The sequence below is a fragment of the Rugamonas violacea genome, from assembly GCF_016461825.1.
Taxonomy (GTDB): domain Bacteria; phylum Pseudomonadota; class Gammaproteobacteria; order Burkholderiales; family Burkholderiaceae_D; genus Rugamonas.
This window is the reverse complement of record NZ_JAEMNU010000020.1, coordinates 20,097-33,472: the sequence shown is the minus strand read 5'-3', so window position 1 is coordinate 33,472 and position 13,376 is coordinate 20,097. Positions and strand designations below refer to the sequence as shown.

15 protein-coding genes are annotated in these 13,376 nt (G+C 67.9%); 1 reads left to right on the top strand and 14 read right to left on the bottom strand.

All coding sequences use genetic code 11. From position 1 onward, the window contains the following. Positions 1-64: 64 nt before the first annotated feature. Entirely contained in the window at positions 65-1,429 is a 1,365-nt protein-coding gene (gene trhP, locus H7U20_RS03365) for a prephenate-dependent tRNA uridine(34) hydroxylase TrhP (protein ID WP_199518203.1), read from the top strand. 116 nt (positions 1,430-1,545) lie between these two features. Here trhP and H7U20_RS03360 read toward each other — a convergent pair whose 3' ends face one another. From H7U20_RS03360 to H7U20_RS03295, 14 genes are all read right to left on the bottom strand, one after another. Further along, complete coding sequence (locus H7U20_RS03360; protein WP_233410468.1) at positions 1,546-2,025, bottom strand: lysozyme; 480 nt, start codon at positions 2,023-2,025, stop codon at positions 1,546-1,548. Next, entirely contained in the window at positions 2,022-2,495 is a 474-nt protein-coding gene (locus H7U20_RS03355) for a hypothetical protein (protein WP_199518202.1), read from the bottom strand. The genes H7U20_RS03360 and H7U20_RS03355 overlap by 4 nt, the downstream gene beginning before the upstream one ends. Further along, entirely contained in the window at positions 2,492-2,764 is a 273-nt protein-coding gene (locus tag H7U20_RS03350; RefSeq protein ID WP_199518201.1) for a hypothetical protein, read from the bottom strand. The genes H7U20_RS03355 and H7U20_RS03350 overlap by 4 nt, the downstream gene beginning before the upstream one ends. Then, positions 2,764-3,126 carry a hypothetical protein gene (locus H7U20_RS03345; RefSeq protein WP_199518200.1) on the bottom strand — a complete coding sequence of 121 codons (363 nt, stop codon included), beginning with the start codon at positions 3,124-3,126 and terminating at the stop codon, positions 2,764-2,766. The genes H7U20_RS03350 and H7U20_RS03345 overlap by 1 nt, the downstream gene beginning before the upstream one ends. A 43-nt stretch (positions 3,127-3,169) precedes the next feature. Next, positions 3,170-4,210 (bottom strand): phage late control D family protein, encoded by a 1,041-nt coding sequence (locus H7U20_RS03340; protein WP_199518199.1) that lies wholly within the window; start codon positions 4,208-4,210, stop codon positions 3,170-3,172. A 9-nt stretch (positions 4,211-4,219) separates the two neighbouring features. Further along, positions 4,220-4,426 carry a tail protein X gene (locus H7U20_RS03335; RefSeq protein WP_199518198.1) on the bottom strand — a complete coding sequence of 69 codons (207 nt, stop codon included), beginning with the start codon at positions 4,424-4,426 and terminating at the stop codon, positions 4,220-4,222. Next, on the bottom strand, positions 4,401-5,273 hold the full coding sequence (locus tag H7U20_RS03330) for a phage tail protein (protein ID WP_199518197.1): 873 nt from the start codon (positions 5,271-5,273) through the stop codon (positions 4,401-4,403). Before H7U20_RS03330 ends, H7U20_RS03335 begins: the two co-directional genes overlap by 26 nt. 9 nt (positions 5,274-5,282) lie before the next feature. Continuing rightward, the gene (locus tag H7U20_RS03325; protein WP_199518196.1) at positions 5,283-7,709 is read right to left on the bottom strand and encodes a phage tail tape measure protein; all 2,427 of its coding nucleotides are present in this window, start codon (positions 7,707-7,709) and stop codon (positions 5,283-5,285) included. A 145-nt stretch (positions 7,710-7,854) separates the two neighbouring features. Then, positions 7,855-8,196 carry a phage tail assembly protein gene (locus H7U20_RS03320; protein WP_199518195.1) on the bottom strand — a complete coding sequence of 114 codons (342 nt, stop codon included), beginning with the start codon at positions 8,194-8,196 and terminating at the stop codon, positions 7,855-7,857. A 162-nt stretch (positions 8,197-8,358) separates the two neighbouring features. Next, on the bottom strand, positions 8,359-8,862 hold the full coding sequence (locus H7U20_RS03315) for a phage major tail tube protein (RefSeq protein ID WP_199518194.1): 504 nt from the start codon (positions 8,860-8,862) through the stop codon (positions 8,359-8,361). Between the two features lie 100 nt (positions 8,863-8,962). Further along, on the bottom strand, positions 8,963-10,129 hold the full coding sequence (locus H7U20_RS03310; protein WP_199518193.1) for a phage tail sheath subtilisin-like domain-containing protein: 1,167 nt from the start codon (positions 10,127-10,129) through the stop codon (positions 8,963-8,965). Between the two features lie 112 nt (positions 10,130-10,241). Continuing rightward, positions 10,242-11,834 (bottom strand): hypothetical protein, encoded by a 1,593-nt coding sequence (locus H7U20_RS03305; RefSeq protein WP_199518192.1) that lies wholly within the window; start codon positions 11,832-11,834, stop codon positions 10,242-10,244. 6 nt (positions 11,835-11,840) lie between these two features. After that, entirely contained in the window at positions 11,841-12,158 is a 318-nt protein-coding gene (locus H7U20_RS03300; RefSeq protein WP_199518191.1) for a hypothetical protein, read from the bottom strand. Positions 12,159-12,167: 9 nt separating this feature from the next. After that, positions 12,168-13,370: a hypothetical protein gene (locus H7U20_RS03295; protein WP_199518190.1), complete on the bottom strand. Its 1,203-nt coding sequence runs from the start codon at positions 13,368-13,370 to the stop codon at positions 12,168-12,170. Between the last annotated feature and the right edge of the window lie 6 nt (positions 13,371-13,376).

The window sequence follows — 13,376 nt, the reverse complement described above, 5'->3', positions numbered from 1 at the left end:
ATGGCTATCTCCCTCCTACGCCGCCTAAAATAGTTGTTTTTTCGCGTTTTATTGAAAGCCACTTATGCTTCGCGCTCCAGAATTACTCTTGCCCGCCGGTTCGCTGGCAAAAATGCACGCCGCCTTCGACTACGGCGCCGACGCCGTCTACGCCGGCCAGCCGCGCTACAGCCTGCGCGTGCGCAACAACGAATTCTCCCGCGCCGAAGTGCTGGCCCAAGGCATCGCCCAGGCCCACGCGCGCGGCAAGCAGTTCTTCGTCGCCAGCAACATCTTCGCCCACAATGCCAAACTCAAGACCTATCTGCGCGACATGGAACCGGTCATCGCCATGCGGCCGGACGCGCTCATCATGGCCGATCCCGGCCTCATCATGATGGTGCGCGACAAGTGGCCGGACATGCCGGTGCACCTGTCGGTGCAAGCCAACGCCGTCAACTGGGCCGACGTCAAGTTCTGGCACCGCATGGGCCTGAGCCGGGTGATCCTGTCGCGCGAACTGTCGCTCGACGAGATCGAGGAAATCCGCCAGAGCTGCCCGGAAATGGAGCTGGAAGTCTTCGTCCACGGCGCGCTGTGCATCGCCTACTCCGGCCGCTGCCTGCTGTCGGGCTACTTCAACCACCGCGACCCCAACCAGGGCAGTTGCACCAACTCCTGCCGCTGGGACTACAAGGTGATGAACGCCGACGAAGACGCCAGCGGCGACCTGGCCCGCATCGCGCCGGAGAGCATCGGCTTCAACTACCGCCAGGCGCTCAACGAGGCCGACGCCACCTTCTCGGCGATGGGCGACATCAAGCGCCACCCGCTGGCCGAGCGCGCCTACTTGATCGAAGAGGCCGAGCGCCCCGGCCAGCTGATGCCGATCATGGAAGACGAACACGGCACCTACATCATGAACTCGAAAGACCTGCGCGCGGTCGAGCACATCGAACGCCTGGTCAAGATCGGCGTCGATTCGCTGAAGATCGAAGGCCGCACCAAGTCGCTCTACTACGCCGCCCGCACCGCCCAGGTCTACCGCCACGCCATCGACGACGCCGTCGCCGGCCGGCCCTTCAATATGGACTTGCTGGGCCAGTTGCAGGGCCTGGCCAACCGTGGTTACACCGACGGCTTCTACCAGCGCCACCACACCCAGGACCACCAGAACTACATGGCCGGCGCCTCCGAGCTGCACCGCAGCCAGTACGTCGGCGACGTGCAGGGCGTGCGGGACGGCTGGGCCGAGATCGACGTCAAGAACCGCTTCGCCGTCGGCGACGAGCTGGAAGTGATCCACCCTAGCGGCAACCAGTTGGTGCGCATCGAGCAGATGCGCGCGCTCGACGGCAGCGCCATCGAGGTCGCCCCCGGCAGCGGCCACCGCGTCCGCATCGCCCTCGACCAACGCTACGACAAGGCGCTGCTGGCGCGCATGCTGTAGGTTCAAGCCCGCCACGAACGGCGCCAAAACACAAATGCGTCAACTGGGGTCGGACCCCCAGGGGTCCGACCCCGGCTCTTTGCCGCTGGGTTCCGCAAGCTCACCGGCTCAGCACATTAGCAAGGCAACGCCGCCACCGACGCCTGCAAAAACAGCGCACGCTCGGCCTGCCGACGCCGCGTCAAACCCGCCACCACGGCGCCGCCGGCCTTATTCCACAACAGGAAGCTATCGGCCGCCGCCTCGAACGCCTGGCGCGCGCTGTGGCGGCACACCGAGCTGGCGCCGAACGCGCCCAGGCCGATGTTATAGGCCAGCGAAGTGCAGGCGGCCAGCCGCGCCGGCGCTTCCAGATGCAGCGCCGGACAGCGCTTCAGCACCGCCAACTGGAACTGCGCCACCCGCCGGCGCAGCACCTCGTCGGCCCGCTCCTGCGTCCACACCATGCCCTCCCTCACATCCAACGTTTCGCCCCAGCCGATGGTCCACACGCCGACCATGTCGCGGTAGGCGTGCAGACGACATCCCTCGAAGGCGCGGATCAGCCGCAGCGCCATCCCCAGCGCGGCGCCGTCCTCGATGCTCGCGGCGCTCATTTGCGCTTATCGAACACGCGTCCGACGAACCAGAACGCCAAGATGCCAGACAGGATGGCCCTGTCCTCGGCATCGTAAATTTTCAGGATCGCCTCCCAGCCGCCGATGCCGGCATGCAGCGCGACCATGAACATGGCCAGCTTGGCCACGCCGTACAACAGCAGCACGTAGTAGGTGGCCAGTGGCCGCACCAAAAAATTCAGCGCATCGGCCCACCAAATGCCGAGCGGTTGCATCTGGCCGGCCAGCGCATCCTTCTGCGCGTCGAGCAGGGCCAGCGTCTCCTCCACGCCGCCCCGGTACTCCACCAGCGCCTGCTGGCTGGCGGCGCGGCTCTGCTCCAGCTGGAACTGGCGCTCCAGCATGGCCAGCTCGTGGGCGTTGTCGGTCTTCTTGTGCAAGAAGCCGAACAGCTCGGGCAGCAGGCGTAACAGCCCGCCGCCCAGCATCGACAGCAAAGACAAAATCATGGCACATCCTTTCGGTCGTTGATTGATTGCGCGCGGCGCGGCGGCAGCACGTAACAGGCCAGCGCCACCACCAGCGCGACGCCGCCCAGCGACGGCGACGGCGTGCGGTCGAAGGCCGGGCTGATCACCACGTCCAGCGCGGCCGTGGTCAGCAGCAGCCAGGCCAGCCGGCTGCGCAAGGTGGTGTGGCGCCCCATATGGTTGATGGTGAAGAACAGGCCCTTGCAGAGGATCAGCATGGCCGCGCCCAGGTAGATAGCCAGCAGCATCACTGCCCTCCGATGAAGGAGCGCAGCCGTTTCAGGCCGGCCGGGATCAGCACCTGGGCCGCGATGCCGAGGGCGGCGCCGCCGGCGATGCGGCTGAAGTCGCCCACGCTTTGCAGCCAGGGCAGATAGTGCAGCGCCGCCACCGCGATGATCGGCGCGAAGAAGCCGGCCAGCAGCGCCGAACCGGCCACCGTGCCGACGACCTTCGGCGCCGACATCGGCGGCAGATAGGACAGCGACACCAGGCCGCCGAAAAAGCCGGCCAACAGCGCGTCGTACTGCACACCGAACACCGACCCGCTGAGCGTGATGGTGCCGGCGGCGATCGCGATGGAGGCCGTCGAGCTTACCGGTTCAGTCATAGGTTTTTTCCTTTCAAAGTAAATCGCGGGGACCTCGCCAGCGCTAGCCCGGCGCCACCAACTCCTTGCCGCCATTGGCGCTGCGCCCCTGCCCCGCCGTGGCCTTGCCCAGGTTGCCGGCATTGAGCTCGACCTGCATGCGCCAGGAGTCGTGCGTGTAACTGTGGGTGACCGACTCGACCAGATAGTCGCCGTCCACCTCCGGCTTCAAACCGGCGATGCCGATGATGCGTTCGGCGGCGATGTCGGCCCGCCCCATCAGATTCAGCGTGCCGCTGGCGGTGGCGCGGTTCAGCGCCGCCATGCGCGACTGCGCGGCGGCCTTGGCGGTGTCGGTGTCGGTGTAGGGGTGACGGTCGCTGTGCACCGCCGCGCCGTCCGCCGCCACCGGGTTGGCCACTTCCTGCTCGACCTGTTTCGCCTTGCCGGCATCGTGCGAGTTGGTCTTGACCGACTTGAAGCCGCTGCGGTCGGCGAAGGTGAAGCTGTAGCGCGTCAGCTGCTCCGCCCGCAACACCAGCTTGGGCGGAACCGCTCCGCTGGCCGTCTTGCCGGCGCCGCGCGGCAGCACCAGCAAGGCGCCGTTCTTGACGGTGGCGGTGGCGCCGTGCAGCCGCGCCAGCCGGGTGAGGAAGTGCAGGTCGCTCTCGCCGATCTGGTCGAGCCGCGCCACCTCCGCCGTCACCTTGCACACGGCGCGCCAGCCGTGGCGCGCCGCCACCGTGGCGACGATGGCCGCCAACGTGGTCTTCTCGTAGCCGGCGTGGCGCTGGCTCTTGGCGCTCTGCCGCAGGTCGGCGCCCTTGCCACGGATGGTCACGCCGGCCGGCGGCCCGTCCATCACCACCTCGTCGATCTTGAAGCTGCCCAGCAGGTTCAAGCCCTGGCCGGCCCAGCCCAGCGAGATCGTCAAGGTGGCGCCCTTCGGCGGCAAGGCCAGCTTGCCGCCCCGGTCGTCCAGGCGGATCTCGCAGGTGTCCGTCTCCAGGCCGGTCTTGTCGGTCAGGCGCAATTCCAGCAGGCGGTCGCGCAGCAGGTCGGTGATGTTCTGCCCGTTGGCGACGATGTCAAAATCGGCTTGCATGCGCCCTCCTCAATTCCACAATTGGATCACGTCGCTGCGGCGCGCCGGCAGCAGCGGCAAGCGCAGCGTCAAGCCGGCGGCGAACGGTTGCGGCTGCGCCGCCAGGCCGGGATTGGCGGCGTACACCGCCTCCACGCTGCCGGCCACGAAGCCGTAATGGTCCTGGCAGATCGTGTCGAGCACGTCGCCGTCACAGGTTCTGATAATCGTCGCCATAGCGTTTGAACTCCATCGAGAAGGTTTGTTTGCGCGCCGCGCCGTTGGCCAGCAGACCGTCCTGCTCCTCCGACAGCGACACCATGTACCAGCGGCCCAGCACCTCGCCGTAGCCGGTGGTCAGCAGCAGCGGCTTGGTTTGCTGGCCGATGGCGCGCAGCTTGTCGAGCTCCTTGCGGCCGGTGTTCAGCGCCGTGAAGATCACGCCGTTCAAGGACAGCGACTCGCCGCCCTTGCCCACCGCCTGCAGCGCGTCCTGCCGGTTCAGCCGCTCCTGCGCGGCGACCGTGTAGTTGGTCTGCCGCTTGAGTCCCTGGAAGCTGGCGTTGGACAGGCCGAAGCTGTAGCTCGAACCGTCCTCCGCGCTCAGCACCAGCATGTGCGGCGTGGCCGCCGTGGCGGCCGCACCCTCAGCCCCGCCCGCCGCGCCTCCCTTCGGCTTCAGGCCCAGCGACGACAAGGCCGCCGCCACCGGCGCCGGCGCCTTGCCGCCCAGTCCCGTCAACGCGGTGAAGGCCTTGCGCAGGCCGCCCACCGCGCCCGCCAGCTTGGCGGCGGCCTCCTTCACCAGCGCCACCTTGCTGTCGATAAGCTTGCCGGCGGCGGCGCCCAGCATGGCCAGGCCACGCTCGACCACGGCGCCGTCGAGCAACGGCAGCACCCGGTTCATCGTCGCCGTGGCGCTCTTGACCAGCGCCGTGGCGTGCTCGATGTGGCCGACGGCCATCGCCGCCAGCTTGCCCGCCTGGGCGATTTTTCCATCCACCAGCTGCTCGACCCGGCGCGCCCTTTCGGTGGCGCGGCCGATCTCGCTGGTGGCCCGATTGACCAACTCTTTGACATCCATGATTGCTCCTTAAACGTGTACGCCGTCGAACAGCACGCTGCGCGCCTGGCTGGCGCGCAGCTCGTCCATCAAACGCTGCAAATGCGGCATCAGCTCGCGCGCGATCGATGCCGGCTCCTTGACGTCGCCCTGCACCGTGACCGTGATGGCCGGCGCGAAGTGGATGGCCGGTGCGAACGGCACGGCCGGCGCCAACAGGGGACTGCGCAGCAGCGAGGCCGGCGGCGTCTGCAAGGCGCCCTGCACGGCACTGTGCAACGCCGCCACGCGGGCAGCGGCGGCCAGCGCCTCCGGCGTGCCGCCCAACAGCGGCCCGCTCGCCGGCCCACCTGGGCCACGCTGCCATGGCGCCGTCAAGCCCAAGGCCGCGCCGACCGGGGCGGCGCCGGTGGCTGCCGCAGCCGTCTTGGGCTCGGGCTTCTTGTCGCCGAAAAGCTCCTTGGCTTTTCGGCCAACATACTCTTCGCCCTTCCAGGCGCCCAAGGCGCCCAAGGCCACGGCGCCCACCAGCGCGCCTATCGGCCCGGCCACGCCACCAATCGCCGCACCGAGCATGGCGCCGGAAGCGCCGCCGGCCATACTGCCGGCCGCGCGCCCATAGCCTTCCGCCTTCTCGTCCCTGGTCTTCGCGCCGCGATACACCTGATAGACCTGCAGCGCGCCGCCCGCCACCGCCAGGGCGCCGCCCAGACGGCCCGCAAGCGGCGCCACGCGCCGAACCAGAGCCGGCGCCGCGCCGGCCGCCGCGCGTGCCGACGAGGCGACGGCACCGCCCGCACGGCCGAGCAGGCGCCCGCCGGCAGTCGCCGCACTCCGCCCCAGTCCGACGACGCCACGCCCCACGCGGCCAAGGCCGCCGGCCACCGCACCCAGCGGCGCACGCGCCACCCGGGCGATGCCCCGGCCAATGCCACCAAAGACGCGGCCGCCCGCCGCAAGCGCACGCCGCCCCAGGCCTGCCATGCCGCGCCCGGCGCGGCCAAGCCGGCCGGCGATGCGCCGTCCCGCGCGGCGCAAGGCGCCCGGTCGCTTGCGCCGTTTGCGTCCGCCGTCCGCATCCGCGCCACCGGCGTCGCCATCCGGACCATCCCCGTCGGCGCCGCCGCAGCACTTCCCGACCGGCCAGTTGGTCACAAACACACGCTGCACGTCGCCGCCCTTGGCCGCATCGTCGCCGGCCTCGCCCGCCGCCTTTTTCTTCCGGCCGAAAATGCCGCCCAACGCCACCTCGCCGGCGCCGCGCACCAGGCCGACGCCGCTTTTCGCCAGCTTGTACGCGGCGGCCGCGCCGACCACGCCGACCAGTGCCGCCGTCACGCCAGGCCAGGCCTTGGCCAGGTCGGCGGCACCGTTGGTCAAGTCGGTCAGCACGACCGCCACCTTGTCGCTGTAGGGACGCAGCGCGTCGCCCACGTTCACCAGCAGTTGGTTCGACGCCGCGTCCAACGCGCCCCACTTGTTCTTGGAGCCGCTGCGCGCGTCGCCAAAGTCCTTGTCGAGATGCTCCTCGACGGGTCTGCCCGGACCGGCCGGCGCCACCTTGTCCAGCTGCGCCCGGGCGCGGGCCAGCGAGGCGGCCGTGTCCGCCGTGGCGGCCTGGCCGGTCTTCCGGTCCTTGCCGCGCGCCTGCTCGCGCAGCTTCACCAGCTGCTCCTTGACCTCCTTGGCCGCCGCCTCGGGCGAGTCGGCCGTCTTCAGGCTGCGTTCCAGCATCGCGGCCAGCCGCTGCGGCGCCGCCTGGCCCTGCACGCCCAGCTTGTTCATCTCCGCCAGCAGGCCCGGCATGGCCTTGGCCAGCTCGCCCATGTCGACCTTGTTGCGCTGGCCCATGTCGACGATGCCGTTGAGCGCCTGGCGCATCTCGGCCGGCGAGCTGATGTTGGCCTGCTGCGCCAGCGCGCCGATCAACTTGGCGCCGGCGTCCATCGACACGCTCTGCCCCACCGCAAAGCGCGTCAGCAACGGCGCCATATCCAGCGCCTGCTTGCCGTCGAGGCGGGGATTGATCATCTTGCCGACCGCGCCGGCCAGCTCGTTGCTGTTGACGCCGCCCTGGCGCGCGGCCAGCGCCAGCCGCGCGGCGACGCGCGCCTCGCCGGCCGCGCCGCTTTCACCGGCCTCGTTGGCGATCGCCCGCACCGACACCTGGTACTCGGCCGACGCGTTCACCGGCGCCATCACCGCCTTGCCCAGCGTGGACAGGTCGCCCAGCGCCTCCTTGCCCTGCTTCATACTATCGCCGATGCGCTCGTACCCCTTGGCTTGGGTGCGCAGCGCCCTGACTTGGCGGTCCGCCTCGCCCGCCGTCTTGGCCAGTTCGTCGGCCGCCTTTTTGGCCTTGGCGCCGCGCGCCTCGGCGTCGCCGAAGACGCGGCCCAGGCCCACCTTCACGCCGTCCGCGACGAGCGTGCCCACTTGTTCCGTATTGTTCGCCATATGGTTTCGCCTGTTCCTCTTGTGTGCCTCACCCAGGCGGCCGCAGCGGACCGCCCGTCCCCTGCGGGATCAGGCCGGCTCCTCCAGCCACCACAACATGTCGTCCAGCGTCATCCGCTCTATCTCGGACGGCTGGAAGCGGCACTCAAGCGCCAGCCGCCGCGTCAGCGTTCGCAGCTGCTCCAGGCTCAATTGCAGGATCGGAAAGCAGGCGAAAATAACCGTCCTGCACGCGGTTGTAATCGCTCAGCTTGAGCTGTTCCAGGTCGGCCGGCGCCACCTGCGCCAGGCTGGCGAACAGCGCCAGCTCGCGCTCCTCGACGTCGGACGGATGCAGCTTCTGCGCGCCGCGCATGTCGCGCACGGTCGGCGCGCGCAGTTGCAATTGGTTGGTCTTGACGCCGTTGAAGCTCTCCGGCCGCGACAGCGTGACGGTGACGACGTCGTCGCCCTGGCGCAGCCAGGACGGGTTGTTGGTGTGTTCCATGGGTTCCTCGAATTGAAAAATGGTTCTGCGTGAAGTGGCGGAACGCAAACGACCCCAGCGGCAAAAACTGGGGTCGGACCCAGCGGGTCCGACCCCGGCCCTTCGCCGTTGGGGTTACTATGGCGCTCCCGCCACCTTCGCCTTACGACCTAAGCTCGGCGCTTACACGCCCAGCGCGGCGCGCACCTTGCTCAGTTGATCCTGGCCGTTGATGACGCGGATGCCGGCCACCGGATCGATCTCGATGATGGCCTTGCCGTCCACTTCCAGCTTGTAGTAGCTGCAGTTGACGTTGTACTTGGTCTCGGCCTTGTCGCCGGCCTTCCAGTCGCCCATGTCGACTTCCTGCAGCATGCCCTGGAAGGTGGCCACGGCGGCGACCACGACGCCCTTCTGGTCCTTGAAGGCGCCACGGAACACGCCGTGGAAGGAGGACTGGTCGGCCAGGCCGAAGTAGGCCAGCACGTCCGGCGCCACGCCGCTCATCGAGAAGGCGGCGTCGAGCGCCTCCAGGCCCATGTCCATCTTGACCGGCGCGTCCATGCCGCCGGCGCGGTAGTCCTCGGTCTTGATCTTCAGCTTGGGCAGCGTGAGTTGGGAGGCCACGCCGGCATAGCTATCGGCACCGACGAACAGGTTGAAGTTGTAGAGGGTTTGAGGAATCATGTGGTAAAGCTCCGTTGTGGTGAGATTGATGTGTTCACTGCTGGCGGCGCCGGCGCATCAAGCGTCGGTGCCGCGTCCTGCTGCGGCTTGCCCGCCCTGCTTAGTTACCGAGCGAGAGCACCTCGCCGACCCATTGGTTGGTGACCTCGACGCGGAAGTTCGGGTTCTCGGCCGGCGGCACGTCGGTGAAGCGGATGTTCCAATACACCTTGCCCTGCTCCAGCTGGCTGCCGGTGTTCAGGTCGGGGTCCGGGTAGACCTCGAAGTTGATGATGCAGCCGGCGTTGCGCAGGTCGCGCATGAAGGCGTTCAGGCCCTCGGTGACGTCCTTTACGTAGGTCTTGGTGATGCCGCGGTCGACCGCCCATTTGTGCGCGTACAGAATGGCGTCCATCACCATGTCGGTGGTGCGCACGCGGGTGACGAAGGCCCACTTCGGATCGGCCGACAAGGTGCGGTTGCCCCACAGGCGGAAGCCGCCGTCGCGGATGATGGTGGCGACGTTGGCCACGTTGAGCAGGTTGGCGCGGCAGGTGGCGTCGCCGTCGAGGAACTCGACCGGACGCTTGGTGCCGGTCAGGCCGACGAACTCCTTGTTCGACGGCGAGACCCAGAAGCCGTATTCCGTGTCGGTCCAGGCGAACAGGCCGGCGGCGGCGGCCGATGCCGGCGCGTCGATACTGGCGTTGGTCAAGGTGTCCCACACCTTGATGCCCGGGTCGACCATGTACAGGCGTTTGCTGCCGAAGTTCAGCGCGTAGGCCAGTGCGGCGTCGTCGGTGGTGTTGGGACCGTCGATGATGCCGATGGCGCGCAGCTTGCCGGCGATGCCGTCGATGGCGGTGGCCACCGCCTGGGTGGCCGAGGCGCCGGGCGCCACCAGCAGGCGCGGTTGCAGGCCGAGCACGGATTTGGCGTCGAGCAGCGCCTGCAGGCCGGTGCGGGCACCCTGCGCGCTGACGCCGCCGATGATGGCCGAGGTCTGCGCGGCGGCGTCGGCCACCTGGGCCACGCCGACCGCCGCCACCACGGCGCTGGTGCGGGCGTAGACGGCGCGCAGCGATTTGTAGATGTTGCTGGCGATGCCGAAGGCGGCGGCCGCCTCACGCAGCGAGGTGATCTTGACCGGCGTGTTGGCGGCGGCCAGGCCGACGCCCGGGGTGTAGGTGTCGACCAGGCCGATCACCGAGCTGGACGGCGTGGCGATCGAACGTGGACCGGAATCGACCAGGGTGACGGTAACGCCGTGGAAAAAGGATGCTGCCATGGTGAATCTCCTAGAAAAAGAAAAACCCGCACGGGGCGGGTTGGGTGGTGCGACAAAATAAAATGGTGAAAACAGCCGGGCCGGCAAAGCCGCCGCCCGCTGCGCTGTTCACCTACGAGGCCAGGGGGATGTAGGCGACTTCGGATGGAGCGTACAGTCTGACCTGCAAGGTGGTCAGCGTTTTGCGCACCGGCACGCGCATTGGTGATGCAAGCGCCGTGTGGTTGTACGGGTTGGCGGCACGACCGGCGAAGTTGACGTTGGTACCGTCGAAAACCACGTACTCGTTTCCTGACGTGTTCTCGCCCCAGGCATTAGGACCAGTGGTCGTCAGACGGACGAACAGGCATGGCCCGGTTTGTACATTCGTCACAGCCGACCAAATGACCGCACTCCCCCAGCCCATCTTCTTGATCAAAGGCGACGAGTAAAGCGCAACCATCGCCACATCGGATGAGTTGAAAGCGGTCATGGCAGCGGCATTCGCAGCACAGGACGTGATTGCGATTGCGTTGGCAGCGATCGCTGCCATAGCCACTGAACTGGGGGCAACCGCCGCCAGAGCCGTTGGACTGGCGATGACCGCCGCCAGAGCCGTTGGGTTGGCGGCGACCGCTATCATCGCCGTTGGGCTGACGGCGACCGCTGACATCGCGACCGGACTCGCAATCACTACCGCCAGGGCTGCACTATTGGCCAGCAGCGCCGTCATCGCCGCCTGATTTGCGGCGAACGCATTCATCGCAGCTTGGTTTGCGGCGAGCGCAGTCATCGCGACCGTACTTGCTAACGCCGCCGCCAGCGCAGCAGTATTGACTAGCAGCGCCGTCATGGCGACTGGGCTCGCGGCTACCGACGTCATGCCGACCTGGTTAACCACAAGTAACGCCACGGCTGGCGCATTGGCCAACAGTGAAGTGATTGCAGCCTGATTGGCGGCGACTGCCGTCATCGCCGTCTGGCTGGCTACCAAAGCCGCTACCGCTGCCGCATTGGCCAGTACGGCCGTTATGGCCGTCGGGCTGGAAGCAATTGCCACCATCGACGCCGTGCTGACCACCATCGCCGTCAGTGCCGGCGTATTGGCCAGCATCGCCGTGATCGCCGCTTGGTTCGCGGCAATCGGGGTCATCGTTACTTGGCTGGCCACTACCGTGGTCAGCGCGAGCGGACTGGCCAGAACCGCAGAAATGGCAACCTGGCTGGCAGCCACCGGCGCCGCCGCCGCCTGGCTTGCCACCATCGCTGACATTGCGGCCTGGCTCGCGGCCATCGCCGTCATTGCTGTCGCGCTGATTGCAATCTGGCTCATCGCCACCGAACTGGCGACGATGGCGTTGTAGGCGACTGGGTAGCCGACGACGGCGCTCATCGCCCGCGCGCTACCGGCGATCGCCGCCATCGCCGACGGGCTGCGCACGATGGCCGCCATGGCCTCGGCCGAATTGAGCACCAGATTGAAGCTCTGGCCGTTGCTGATGTCGGACAGGTAGACGTCCAGTATCGCGCCAGTCATCAGCTCCAGCGGCGCCACCGCGTCCGGCACGATGGTGTCGAAACGGTTGACCACGTCGTAGCTCTTCAACAGGGCGGCCAAGGTGATCAGGCTGGTGTTGTCGGCGGAGGCCAGGTCGGACTCCTTGATTTTTTGTTCTGCCTGCCTCAGGAAGGTGTTCCTGAACTCAGTCAATGTGCTATATGCCATGGATGGTCATCCCAGTAATCCCGCATAAATCAGCGGGGTGAGTGTGGAGAGTTGCGCCTTGTTGAGCGCGAACTCGTCTTTGCCGACCTTGGTCGCCAGCAGCGCCGTGACGTTGCCGATGTCGCCCTGGGCGCTCTTCAGCACGGTGACGATTTCCTGCACCGTGTCGAGGTTGACGTCGTCGCTGGCCACCAGGCTGCGCAGCGTGTAGACGGCGCCGTCGAGCATCGTCAGCGCGCTGCGCAGCCGGGCCACGTCGTCGTCGAGCTGGTTGTCCGGGTGCGGCAGCGGCAGCAGCAGGCGGGGGGTGGTCTGGTTGATCATGGCGCCGCCTTACAGCGCCATGGCGCGCAGATTCTCCAACTCGGGCCGCGCCGAGGCGGAGCCGCTGAGCACCAGCTTGACCTTGACGCTGTCCTTGTTGATGCCGGCCACCTCGTAGCTCAGCTCCTGCTTTTCCAGGCTCAAGGGACGCGACGACAGGAACGGCACTTCGACGTCCTTGTTGTCGGCGCCGGCGCCCGGCAGGATCACCACCAGCTTGGCGCCGGATGGCAGCGCCGCGTCGACGATCACGCGGATGCGGCTGTTGGCGCCGGCCGGGAAGGCGACCGACACGTAATCGGCCGTGGTCTGCACGGCGCCGGAGATCAGCTGGGTGCCGGGGTGCAGCACCGGCGAGACGGCCGCCGTTCCCGCCAGGCGGGCGCTGACGCCGATGTCGCCGCTGACGGGCGTGGCCAGCCGCACCGGCTGCCCTTCGGCGACGTTGATTTTGGCGCCGCCCGGCAGCGCCAGCGTGTACTCGACGCGCGACTCGAAGGTCGGCGCCTCGGCCAGCGCCAGCAGCAGCAAGTCGGTGGCATTGGTCACGCTGACGTTGCCCAGGCTGACCGTGCTGACCGTTTCGGAGAACACCGCCTTTTGCAGCTCGAAGGTCATGTCGCGGTCCTGGTGCGGCGTCCAGCTCGACGCGTTCGACGACGACAGCAGCACGCCCACCTGGTAAGGCTGGGCGGTGACGCGGCGCTGCGCGTTGTCGTCCCACATGCCCACTTCGGCCACCGCCAGTTGGGTCTTGTCGTCGCTGGTCAGCACCACCAGCGCGTACTCGGTGTTGGCGTCGATCCAGGCCGGCGCGGCGAACACGATCTGGGTCGGGCCGACCGTCTTGATGTCGGCCGCGTCGATCCGCGCCTCGGCATAAATGACGCGGTTCGGCACGCCGGCGGCCACGCCGCGAATCTGCACCATCACCGGCGCCGTGCCCTTGACGGTGAACCACAGCTTGACGCCGCCCAGCGCCGTGGCCTGCGGCAGTGTGAAGGTCTGCGCCAGCGGATCGTAGTAGTTGCTGGTGATGCGGGTCACCATCTGGCGCACCTCGGTCACGCGCAGGCCCTGGCCGCTGAAGGTGGCGGCGCCGCGCGTGCCGCCGGCGCCGGTGAACTCGACGCTCTTGGTGCCGGCCGGTACGTTGGCGGGAATCTGGAAGCGGCCGGACAGCACGCCCTGGGCGTTGGCTTGAATAGTCATGTTGTA